Raw genomic sequence first — 12679 nt, 5'->3', positions numbered from 1 at the left:
TATTACTAATTAAAATCCAACATTTAAACCCAAAGTATATGTTCTCGGACGAGGGTATAAGTTATAATCGATACCACTTACTGACTCAGGATCTATTCCTTTATACTTGGATACAACGAATACATTTTGGCAGTTTGCGGAGATACGCATTGATGCGGTACCATTTTTCGATAGCTTACCAACATTATATGACAGACCAACATTATCCATTTTTAAGAATGATGCATTTCTAATGTAATAATCACTTAAATATTGAACACCTGATGATCCTGAAAAATTGGTGTTATATAAATCGGTTGTTGAGTTATTCAAAATTCCCTGTGTACTTAAAACATTGTTTCTGATGCCAAAGTTTGAAGAAATATTATCGTAAATGTAGTTGCCAATATTTGCTCTTAAAACAGTACTGGCTGTCCATCTTTTATAAGTGAAAGATGTATTAAAACCTAAAGTAACAACTGGGTCTGGAGATTTATAAAAATATTGATCGGCAGCACTAATCGAGCCATCACCATTTAAATCCTGGTAAACACCTTCCAATGGTTTTCCATCTGCGTTGTAAACTTGTTTATACACATAAAATGCATTTGGTAACTCATTAACTGCATTGTATTTTAAGTGAATACCTGTACCGCCGGTAATATCACCTGCATCAATTTTGAAACCAGAGTTTGGATTTAACGTTAAGTTAGTTACTTTTCTTTTGTTATAAGCCGCATTAACGCCAATATCCCAGGTTGTATTTTCAGTTTTTATGGCAACATAGTTTAAACTAACCTCTGCACCTTTAACTTCCATGTTACCTACGTTGGTGGTTAACTCGTTACTAAAGTTTGTACCCACAGGAATGGTAACCTTACTTAATAAATCTTTGGTTTTTTTGTAATAAACGTCGATACTTCCGTATAACCTGCCTTTCAAAAATCCGTAATCTAAACCAGCGTTATAAGTTGTTGTGGTTTCCCATCTCAAATCAGGATCGTAACCTGCCGGGCTGTAATAGTTATAGAAGGTATCGCCTATCTGGTATTGACCCTGATTGGTATTAGCATAGTATTTAGATAAGTAATCGTAGTTACCAATACCATCTTTATTTCCGGTTTCGCCATATGTTAACCTCAATTTCAAATCAGAAAGCACTTTACTATCCTTTAAGAAATCTTCGCCAATTACCCTCCAGGTAAAACCAACTGATGGGAAATAACCCCAACGATTATTTTCAGCAAACTTTGAAGAAGCATCAGCTCTCATCGTTCCCGATAAGATATATTTATCAGCTAAAGTATAATTGAACCGGCCATAATACGAAAGCAATTTATTTTGATCAATCGCGAAAGGGAACACTGGTGTGGTTTGTAATACGCCGGTAGCCCTGTAAGTAGCAAAATTGTAATTGGTAACCGCATCATCATAATATCCGTAACCACCAGTTACATCAAATCTGCTTTTACCTATTGTTTTTGCGTAGGTTAAATAAGCTTCAGAGAACTTATTCATTTCTGTGTTTAATCTTCTTGAGAATGAACCATCAGTAGAATAACTTTGTGCCGCATAAGCCGGAACAGCCGTACGTCCATATCCTTTTGAATAATCGTAACCAACATTAACCACTGCATGTAACTCTGGTAAGAAATGGAAAGAATAATCCAGTTTTACGTTACCAAAACTTCTTGCTGCATTGCCATGATTATCTTGCTGTTTAATGAGTGCAAGTGGGTTCCGCGGCGCATTAGGGTTTGGAACACCAGCTGAAGTAATCCATTCGAAATAATTTCCGAATTTATTTGTGGCATATACAGGTTGAGTTGGATCAAACTGAATAGCAGCACCAATTGCTCCATCATTTGGATACTGCGAATCGGTTAATGATCCTTTTAAATTTAATTCGATTTTTAAATGATCCTGGAATAATTTAGGAGAAATGGAAAAAGCACCGGTTGCTCTTTTCAACTTACTGGTAATTACAACCCCATCCTGATCTAAGTAACCTGCCGAAACACGATATGGCACACCTTTAAATGAGCCGGAAATGCTTAAATTATTATCACTAGAATAAGCATTTTGATAAATCTCATCCTGCCAGTCGGTACTTGCTGTACCCAATAAGGCCTTTTGCGTAGCGTTGCCATTTGCGTTAACAAAAGCACGAACCTGATCTGCAGAAAGCACCTCAACTTTTTTTGCAACCGTTCCGATTGAGTAATTGGTACTGAAATTAATTTGAGGTGCACCCGTTCCGCCTTTTTTTGTGGTAATTAAAATTACCCCGTTTGATGCTCTCGAACCATAAATAGCTGTCGCGTTTGCATCTTTTAATACGGTAAAGGTTTCTATATCGTTAGGATTGATTAACGAAAGCGGACTTGGTGCATTACCAATACTGTTTCCGCTAAACGGCACACCATCCACAACAATTAAAGGATCGTTACTTGCATTTAAAGAAGCGCCTCCGCGAATACGGATGGTACTACCACCGCCTGGAGAACCACCTCCTGATATAATATTAACACCCGCTACCTTACCCTGGATTAATTGCTCAGGTGTGGTAATGGTACCTTTCTGAAAATCTTTGGCATTAACTGTAGTGATAGATCCCGTTAAGTTTTTCTTTTCTGCGGTACCATATCCAATTACCACCACTTCGTTTAGTTTTTGGGCATCAGGCACCAGTTGAAAATTTGCACTAGCATTTGCTGAAACGCTAACAGTTTTATCAAGGGTTTGATAACCAATAAAACTTGCAGATAGGGTAACTGAACCATCTGGCAAGCCAGCCAGTTTAAAGTTACCACTGCCATCCGTAGATGTACTTCTTGTGGTACCTTTTACAATAACAGAAGCACCGGGCAATGGCAAACCGGTTTCGTCAAGCACTTTACCAGATACTGATCCGGTTTGTGCTTTTACCATTAATGCTGAAAAAACCAACAGCACCAAAAGCCCCTGTTTTAACAGGTAAAATACTCTCATATTTGAAGCTCGTTTAAGTATAAAAATTTGGTTAAATATTATAGTGATTTACACATAGGCCTAATTTACAGCTGTTAATGAGATTTCAAAATTTATTTAAAAAATATATTTCAGGGTAAAACCGACGGATAAAATCTAACTAAAAAACCACCTTTTAGACGAGCCTAAAAAATCACATTAAATAATTATTAATTAGTTAATATATTGATTATAAGATAATTATAAATGTTAAATTTTAATTTAATGTGTATTTTTTACACTAAGTCATTTTTGGTGTATTTTTCGGGAACGTTCCCGAAAAATATAGATCAAAATTTAGTCATCTTTCGGGAACGTTCCCGATAATTGGTCAAAATTCTGCTTATTTTACACTAAGTGAAGAAATTTATTGAAAAAATACAGCTCAGAAAAAGGGTTTTTTTTAAGGCTTTTTTCTACCCTTTTGCGGTCGAATTCCGCTTAATAATTATTGATTCCAAAACCACCTCATTTGATCTGTTTTTATCGGCATGATCGTCTAAAATGGTAAACAATAATTTTGCGGCCTGCTCTCCTATTTCGGTGGCTGGCTGGGTGATGGTGGTAAGTGAAGGGTTTAACAATGGAGCAATTTCAAGACTGGAAAAACTGATCACTTTTAAATCTTCAGGGATGTTAATCCTGAGGTCGTAACAGGCATAGTAAGTAGCAAAAGCCAAACGTTCTACCGAGGTAAAAACACCATCGGGTTTTAACTGGGTTAAAGCTTCTTTGATAATGATGTTGTTTTCTTCGTAACTGTTGCTGCAATCTACAATGAGGTTTTCTTCAAAGGGCAGCTGGTGTTTGGCAAGTGCATCAATATACCCCTGCATGCGGGTTTTACCAATTGATAAACTTTTGTTTACCACCAGGTACGCAATTCTTTTACAGCCCTGCTCTATTAAATGTTCTGTCGCCAGGAAACTGCTGTTGTAATCGTTGGTAATTACCCTTGGCGTTTCAATGTCTTCGTAAATCCTATCGAAAAACACCAGTGGCAATCTTTTTGCGCCAAATTTATTGAGGTAATTATGATCGTTGGCCTCGCCCGAAACCGACATGATAATGCCATCGGCCCTGCCATTATGTAAGTGGCGGATAAAAGTTACCTCTTTTTGATAATCATCATCGGTTACATAGATCAAAATATGGTAACCATTTTCTCTTGCTACCCGTTCAATGCCATGAATGGCCTGCGAAAAATAATTATTGGCCAGCTCAGGCACAATTACGGCAATGGTTTTACTCTTTTGTTCTCTTAAATTGCTGGCGTAGTGGTTGGGCTGGTAGTTTAATTCTTTTGCCTTAGCCAATATGAGTGCTTTAGTAGCCCCACTAATGTCGCTATTATCCCTAAAGGCCCTCGAAATTGTAGAAGTAGATAGATTTAAAGCTTCTGCTAACTTCTTAATATTAATACTATCCATTTTTGGCCATTAAACCTAATTCCATTTGAATTAACGCTGTAAATATAAAATATTAATGAACGAATATTGGATATGCCTGATAAATTATCATTTAATTTCCCACAATGAAACTAAATAAGTTGATTTTGCTCAATATCTTCTCTCAAAACACACATAAAATTCTTGAAATAAATATTCATTTTTTTTAAAACAAAAAGCATCTTTACAACATTAATTATTATACGCTATTAATCATCTTCTCATTTACCTATTGCGAAACAAAACTATATGGAAATAAAATTACAAAATGGGAAATAAAAAAATACTCATTGCAGATGACGACGAGGGCATTGTTGACGCTGTAACGATGATTTTGGAAGTAATGGGTTATGATGTTGATTATACGTATGACGGCGGGGCGGTAATAGATGCGGTTAAAAACAGGCCAGATTTGATTCTACTGGATATCTGGATGAGCGGCCATGACGGGCGCGATATTTGCAAACAGCTTAAAAATGATCCCGAATTTAAGGAAATTCCCATTTTAATGATTTCTGCAAGCAGGGATATCAGACAATCGGCATTGGATGCAGGCGCAAATGATTTTATGGAAAAACCATTTGAGATGGATTCGTTGCTGAATAAGGTAGAAGTTTTGTTGAATTAAAAGTAGGGTTAAAGGTGTAGGGTATAAGGTTGAAGGTTTCAGCACCACTACAAAAAACTTAATGTTATTCCCTTTTTAATGGCAAAGTCCATTACAGTTTTTTAATCCCCTGAGAAACTTGAGACCATTAAGTTTGATTAGCCTTAATGGTCATAACTTAATGGTACAGCCATGCGCTGTTTTTACCAATCACCGAGAAAAATCGTCATCCCGACTGCGTTACACTCCGCTCGAAATGATGAGCGCGAGAGAAATTACTCAACTTCTCTAAAATAAATCCGCTCGGGCAATTGTTTAAAAACAAACTCGGTTACGTTACAAAGCCAAAGTTTATGGTTGATCAGTTTGCCCCTAAATTTTTCTAAGACATAATCGCCGCCCCCACCTAAATTTTCTTCACGTACATAAACCAGGTCTAAAATTTCGGCATTTTGCATCTGTTCATCAGCCATTAACAGTTTACATTCACTATCGTTTGTGGCAATCCAATTCAGTAAATCGTCGGCACCCTCTACCATTTGCAGGTCTTCAATAGCACCACCCCATTCGGGGATATCGGCGTACCATTCGTGTTTTGCATTTTTATAAAAGCGGATTGCTCTTTCCATATTTTGTAAAGAAAAAAATTCTTGTTCAATATTACTAAAAAAAATAGCGAAATTTAGCTATTCCCAATGTCTCACGAAAACACAATAGCTTTAAGAAAGATTATCCATATTGATATGGATGCTTTTTATGCGTCGGTTGAGCAACGCGATTTTCCGGAATATCGTGGAAAGCCACTTGTGGTTGGTGGTAAGCCTGATAGCCGTGGAGTGGTATCAACAGCAAGTTATGAAGCCCGTCAATACGGAATCCGTTCGGCGATGCCCTCGAGTAAGGCCTACCAGCTTTGTCCATCGGCCATTTTTGTGTATCCGCGTTTCGACGCTTACACAACAGCATCTAAAGCGATTAGGGAGATTTTTAGCCGCTATACTGATCTTATCGAGCCATTATCGTTGGATGAAGCCTATCTTGATGTAACAGAAGACAAACTGGGGATAGGTTCGGCTATTGATATTGCTCAATCGATTAAAGATGCGATCAAAAACGAGCTGAATTTAACGGCATCGGCTGGGGTATCTACCAATAAATTTGTAGCCAAAGTTGCTTCGGATATGAACAAACCTGATGGTTTAACATTTATTGGTCCGTCTAAAATTAAGGCCTTTATGGAAAAACTTCCGGTGGAGAAGTTTTTTGGTGTGGGCAAGGTTACAGCAGCCAAAATGAAGGCCATGCAGATTAATACAGGGGCTGATCTGAAAAAATTAACGGAAGCACAACTTGTTGCACAGTTCGGGAAATCGGGATTGTTTTATTATAAAATTGTACGGGGTATTGATGACCGGCCAGTGAGGGCGAACCGCGAAGCGAAATCGGTTGGCGCAGAAGATACTTTTGCAGAAGATACCAATGAGGATTCGGTGATGCACGACCTGCTGAAACAGATTAGTGAAATTGTGGCGAACCGGTTAGAAAAACATCAATTGCTCGGAAAAACCGTGACTTTAAAAATCAAATTTGCCGATTTTAAGATCATTACCCGGAGCCGCTCTTTTGCTACTTCCATTAATAAAGCTGAGGTAATTTATGCGGAAGCGATAAAACTTTTGGAAGAAGCTGCGATTGGATTAAGCCAGGTAAGGCTTTTAGGCATTACGTTATCGCGGTTTTACGAGGATGTTGAAATCGAAAAAACAGAAAATAATCAATTGGAATTTGAGTTTTAGTGTTAATGGTACGTGGAAACAGGTATTATGGCTATAGATTGAAGACTAGAAATATCGTCATTTCGACTGGAGTGTGCCGATTTTTCTTCGGCAGCGTAGTGGAGAAATCCATGAATTTTATTTAAATCACTTTCATAGATTTCTCCACTGCAGTCAAAAGGACGTTTTATCGTAAGTAATAACTATTGTAGCTCTTTAACCCTATAAGGCATTTTCGAAAAATAATTTGTTTAAAATTCGCTGGACCTGGCTGATGGTGCATGAAGATACGCACCATGGCAGGAACAAAACACCCCGTCCTGCGGATACCCTCCGACTGAACCCTATCGTGTGGACACAATTAATTATAAAGATTCTTTTCCCGCGCTATGCCGCGGGGGCAAGGTAGTTTTTCACAGTTAATGTTGTTTTTAATGGTGTTCAAGAATGCTGCGCATTTTGGGACGCCAATTACCCAAAGCGCTTTGTCAATCCGGCAATGTGGCTTCTCACCATCCCACGCTCATCAAAAAAACAGCGGCAATTGTTTTGCTCGTTTCTGCTCAATGAAAGTTTGAGTGATATTTTCACAAAACCACTGCGTTTCAGGTTTGGTAGTGCAAGTTGTCTTATTGTGAAACTGTTTTTTTTGATCCTTCCGCCACTTGGGATTGACGGAGTTCTTCGGTTTGGGCTGGGTTATTTCAAAGCAAGCTAGCATAACGCCACAAAAATTTAAAAAAGATGTGTCCACAAGATAGGACTGAACCGGAGCAGGCTCTCTGAAAGAGGGGAATGAGAGGAACCAGGGGAATAAAAAAAGGTCCTACAAATTAATGCAGAACCTTTGATTGTTAATTTAAAGGGGTAAATCTTATTTGTTGTTTAATTTATCGGCAAGCATTTTCATATAAAAACCACCAACAACACTACGGGCTTTAAAGTTATCGCGGATACCGGTATTTGAATCATAAAAATCATTCAAAGGTACTCTCGATTCAGTTTCGATGGCATGTTTGTATACCGGATGAACCAAAGCCTCAAAATCTTTTTGGGTTGGTGCAAAAGTAGCCGTCCACAAAATCCAGTCGTTTTTGGTATAGGCTTTTCTGCTGTCTAACGGAATACCGTACCTGTTTTGTTTGGTCAGGTAATATTTGGTTTCGGTATCGTATATTTTTTGAGGGAACAGGTTTAAGGTTAAAACTTTATCCCAAACCAGATTATATTTCTGACTCCAGGTATCTTTATTATCAAAAGTTAAGGCGTAATGATCGCCGGCATCAGCCATTTCTATCCATTTTGGAACCATGCTCTCCGCAATATCCCTGTATTTTTTAGCTACATCATCATAACCCAATGTTTTCGCCATTTGGGCATAACAGGCAATACCAACAATGGCTTTTACCGATAAATTGGCATTACGGGCCAGGTGACCGGCAAAATCATCGGTACATAACTGCGTTTTCGGATCTAAACCTTCTTTTGTTAAATAATCTACCCAGGTGGTTAATGTTTTCCAATGTGCTTTTGCATATTCGGCATTGCCTTGTGCTTTTGCGATAGCCGCTGTTAAAATAATCATATTACCCGATTCTTCAACAGGCATTGGCTCACCATAGGTTTGTCCGTTGGCCAGTGGGTAAGTACCTAAATCGTGTGCAGCCCATGGGTGTGGATATTTTCCACTTTCACTGAAATAGAAAATACCATTTAACATGCCCTGTAGTAATTCAGGCTTATAAATCAGGTAAAGTGGTGCCGATGGATAAGTTACATCAACGGTATTAATGAAACCACCGCTATTGTTCTCTTTTGATAACCATAAAATTTCACCTTGCTGACTTTTAACTAAAGTGTGCGCCGCAATACTCTGGCGGTAACCTAAAACGCAAAGATCTGCATATTCTTTACCACCTGATTTTAAGGCATCGGCATATAAGCTTTTATTAAAAGTCTCACATTTTTGAATTACAGTTTTGTACTCATCAGCCGCAGCAGTGAGTTGATTTTCGATGGTTTCTTTACCAGAAGTGTTCCACCATGGCCTTAAATTTTTATTGAAATATTGAACGGAATAAATTTCATCATACCCCAGTTCTACATATTTCTCTACAGCAGCTTTACCTACCGCACCAAATGGAATAACGGTGTTAAGCGCAAGCATTTTGCCTTGTTTGATGGTTGAAGCTGAACTACCTTTTCTAAAGGCATCAGCAGCATCTTTTTCGGCTGTTACAAATTGGATGGCATTGCTGGTTTTTGGTGCCGCTACATAAAAGTAACCCCAGTCAATACGCATGTCATCACTCGCCTTTTGCAAAACCGGCTGTTCTACTGTTCCTGTTTTTAATACCGATAATTTTGGTGTTGAGTATTTAGTTGCTACAACTTCTTGCGTTGGCCTGTAAACCGCAATGTTAGATGAAGCACTTAAATAAACTTTTACCTGGTGCGTTTTACCGTCGTTGGCTTTTACCTGATAGGAAACATAAGAAACCGGACGTGCAAACAAGCCCAAATCGTTCATTAACAATGGCGAAGTAAAGGTTAATTTCAGGTCAACCTTACCACAGGTAAAATTATAAATAGTTTGTGTCGCATTAACATCAACACTTTTTTGTTTTGCCAGTTGTACTTTTTCGGCATTATCTTTTAGTTTATCAACCAAGCCAAAATCAAGGAAACGGCCGCCGGCAGTGTTAATTAAGTGAATCGCGATTACGTTGTTACCAGCTTTTAAAGCACTTTTATCGCTGTTGCTTAAGGCAATGTATTGGAAACTGTTTGTCCAGCCCTCTTTGGTATAGATTTTTTTACCATTTAGGTAAACCTCGATATTATCATCATGGTTGATTTTCAGGAAGAGCTCATTTATCGAGGCAGGATTGGCTACGTTAATGGTTCTTCTTACCCAGATATCGTGCGATTTCCAAAGGGTTTTTACATTTTTAGCATCATCACCAATTGGTGCAACACCGGTTTGCCAGTTGCTGGCGTTATAATTTTCGGCTTTCCAATCGCCCCGTGGTTCGCTTTCGGTATATTTTACCTCGAAAGGTTTTTCATCAGAAGCAGGTACCACAGTTTTGTAGGTAATGGTTTCTTTACCTAAAAAGCGATAAATGCCACCATCAACATTAATCATTCCTAAAAGCGAATGGTCTGCTCCTGTCCAGTGCTGGGTAGAAGATTCATTTAGTTGATCAGTGGTAGACCAGATGCTGAAATAAGTATTGTGTGTAATTAAGGGATAAGCCGGTGCTTTTCGCTCCTGTGCTTTTACCAACCCGCCCACTAACATGCAGCCAAGTATGCCTAAAAATTTTAAAGTGTTGGTTTTGTTCATAATTTGTGTGTGTATTGAAATCTGATAGTATATTCTGGTTAGATTTAACGCGGGTTAAACGTTTTACTAAAGTATAAAATATAATTATTTATGACAAGAGAATTTGGTTTTTAATTGTCTAAATGACATTTAAACATGAGGCCTCAAAAAAAATACATGAAGTTTTAAGCCTCATGTATTCTTCAAGTGGTGTGGAGCCTATAATTTAGGGTTGTTTTTTATTGATTGTCCATTCGCCAAGTTGAAACACACGGCTTCCCCTGTTCGATTTAATATAAAGACGGTAGAATTTATACGCAATGTAATTATCAAAATGGAAAAGTTTGGTTTGTTTTCTACTTGGGCCGTCATTTGTATTCTCCCACGGACAAGCGGTAACGGTATGCAAATCGGTATACTGAATACCATCCAGCGATCCCTGCAAAATCCAATACCTCGGATCGCGGTCTGCCGCATCATTACCCGAAGTTAAAGTATATGCGCCTACTATCTGTGGGGTTTTAAGTTCGAAAGTACATTTTTGTGTCCCATCGAAACCTGCCTGCAGGAATTTGGTATTCACATCCTGATCGACCAGTTTTTTAGATCCTTCGGCAGAATCAGCTCCGGCCCCGGCTTCGAGGTTTACCGAAAAGGTACCTCCAACGGTTACCATATAATTTTCACCATATTTGGTGGGATCGAAATTAGGATCGACTACTTTTAAATTAATCTCTTTTGTTGCAAAATACCCCTGGCCATTCCTGATGGTAAGCACTACCCTATAGGTGCCAGGAAACCGGTATACATGTTTTGGAGATACCTCAACCGAAGTGCTGTCATCGCCAAACTGCCATAACAAACTTTTATAATTCTGTAAGGCAGCTGTAAACTGAACCTCCTGGAATTTTACCGGGTTTGGAATGGTGTAATCAAATGCAACCAATGGTTTTGGTTCTTCAACCACCGGAATAACTTCTTCGGTTTTATCTTTTTTACATTTTACCGTTAACACAACGATAAGCAGTAAAAGCGAGCAAATGCTCAATAACCTTTTCATATTACTTTTCATATCTATTTATGTTTAAGGAGTTGGGAATAATTGTGTTCTTGGTACTGCACGTTTACCTGTAATACCAGCTGATGGAACTTCGTACTGGAGATATGCCTGCTGACCACCCACATTTTCGCGGTGATGAACCTCAATTTTATACCTGATACCCCGTTCTAAATGTATGGTAGCATTTCTTTCCGGCTTATCCCATTGGGTGGTATAATCGTCGATAATCGCTTTTCCGTTGATAAATAATCTGGCTCCGTCATCCCAACTGGTTTGATAGAAAATATAATCACCCCTTACCGGTGCCAGAAACTCACCAGTCCATCTTGTGGCAAAGTTATCCCTGCTTAATGTTTCTCCAGCGGGAGTTTTAACTCCATCAGGCCAGCCATCACCAGAAAATTCAATGGTTTCGTCAACCCGGGTAAAAAAAGGAGCACGTCCGTCATCAGGCGCCAATTGGGTATTGGTATAATATCTGGCAAACAAGCCGGTTCCGTTACCGATAATTGGCGAATTGTTATCCAGGTTTATATTGGGATCGATAATTACGATTATTTTTCCATTTGTAGGATGGATGACATGATTGGTATTATCTTTTAGGCTCAATGCAAAAGCGAACTTTTTATTTGCAATAATATTCGCATCGAATACGGGCCATGGAATAGATAAACGAACCGTGGCACTGCTTGCACCTGTATTAAACCTGACCAATGTATCAATGGTAAAATCTTTGGCTCCCAGGTGAATGGCATTGGCCGGTAATCCCCCGTTGGCAACCAAAGTAGCAATGGTATCGATATTATCTTTAATTTTTACGTTAAATGCAGTTGTGGGTGTATTAGCCAAGCTAATAATCAATGGAATGGTAATACCAGCCGGACCAATAATGTAATTACCCTGATAAACTACATTATAGGTACCACCAGCCTGCCAGCTCAGGTAATGAACATCGGCAGGTTTAAGCAATTCGTCGGTATTGATTACCACTAAAATGTTCGATTTACCATTGGCAATTTTATTGCCTTTACCCGGAGAAGCCAGCTTGAGGGCGAAAACGACCTTTTTACCAAGATAACGCTCTAATGTAGCCCTGCGTACAATGGCAATACCTTCGGCATTATCGGTTCCATAAGCTACATTAATCACCGTTGGGTATTCTACTGCATCTGATGGCATCAGTACGGCATTGGTTAAAGAGCCATTGGTGATTAACTGGGTTACCGTATCGTTATTTAAGGTTAAGCCCACCTGAAAAGCCTCTGCGGCCATACCATTAAGTGAAATTTTAAAAGGTACCCTTACAAACTGGTTATCGATGGTTACATTGCCCACCACAATCCCTTCGCCGGTAATACTCGTTGTTGGAGCATCTGGTAGTTTGAGATCCTCAACTTTCGATTCTTTACAAGAATAGGCACCAACCAAAATGGCCAACCCCATTAGTACTGAATATATAATTTTTTTCATTTT

The 12679-nt window shown here is 38.7% G+C and carries 8 protein-coding genes; 2 read left to right on the top strand and 6 right to left on the bottom strand.

All coding sequences use genetic code 11. From position 1 onward, the window contains the following. Positions 1-9: 9 nt before the first annotated feature. A complete protein-coding gene (locus tag R2R28_RS04310) occupies positions 10-2970 on the bottom strand; it encodes a TonB-dependent receptor (protein ID WP_316824476.1) in 2961 nt (986 codons plus the stop codon). Between the two features lie 434 nt (positions 2971-3404). After that, on the bottom strand, positions 3405-4418 hold the full coding sequence (locus R2R28_RS04305; protein WP_316824475.1) for a LacI family DNA-binding transcriptional regulator: 1014 nt from the start codon (positions 4416-4418) through the stop codon (positions 3405-3407). A 286-nt stretch (positions 4419-4704) separates the two neighbouring features. Here R2R28_RS04305 and R2R28_RS04300 point away from each other — a divergent pair, with 286 nt between their 5' ends. Further along, the gene (locus R2R28_RS04300; RefSeq protein ID WP_316824474.1) at positions 4705-5064 is read left to right on the top strand and encodes a response regulator transcription factor; all 360 of its coding nucleotides are present in this window, start codon (positions 4705-4707) and stop codon (positions 5062-5064) included. Positions 5065-5318: 254 nt separating this feature from the next. Here the strand turns inward: R2R28_RS04300 and R2R28_RS04295 are convergent, their stop codons facing one another. Beyond that, positions 5319-5672, bottom strand: coding sequence for a DUF6717 family protein (locus R2R28_RS04295; RefSeq protein ID WP_316824473.1), 354 nt, complete (start codon positions 5670-5672; stop codon positions 5319-5321). A gap of 66 nt (positions 5673-5738) precedes the next feature. Between R2R28_RS04295 and dinB the strand changes: the two genes are divergently transcribed. Continuing rightward, positions 5739-6839, top strand: a complete 1101-nt coding sequence (gene dinB, locus R2R28_RS04290) for a DNA polymerase IV (protein ID WP_316824472.1) — start codon at positions 5739-5741, stop codon at positions 6837-6839. 853 nt (positions 6840-7692) lie between these two features. Here the strand turns inward: dinB and R2R28_RS04285 are convergent. From R2R28_RS04285 to R2R28_RS04275, 3 genes are all read right to left on the bottom strand, one after another. Next, entirely contained in the window at positions 7693-10167 is a 2475-nt protein-coding gene (locus R2R28_RS04285; protein WP_316824471.1) for a glutaminase family protein, read from the bottom strand. A gap of 205 nt (positions 10168-10372) precedes the next feature. Then, positions 10373-11218: a PKD domain-containing protein gene (locus R2R28_RS04280; protein WP_316824470.1), complete on the bottom strand. Its 846-nt coding sequence runs from the start codon at positions 11216-11218 to the stop codon at positions 10373-10375. Positions 11219-11230: 12 nt separating this feature from the next. After that, positions 11231-12676 carry a PA14 domain-containing protein gene (locus R2R28_RS04275; protein ID WP_316824469.1) on the bottom strand — a complete coding sequence of 482 codons (1446 nt, stop codon included), beginning with the start codon at positions 12674-12676 and terminating at the stop codon, positions 11231-11233. Positions 12677-12679 lie beyond the last annotated feature (3 nt).

The organism is Pedobacter miscanthi, assembly GCF_032678605.1.
Taxonomy (GTDB): Bacteria; Bacteroidota; Bacteroidia; order Sphingobacteriales; family Sphingobacteriaceae; genus Pedobacter; species Pedobacter miscanthi_A.
The sequence above is the reverse complement of the archived record's forward strand: the minus strand, read 5'-3'. Positions and strand labels throughout refer to the sequence as shown.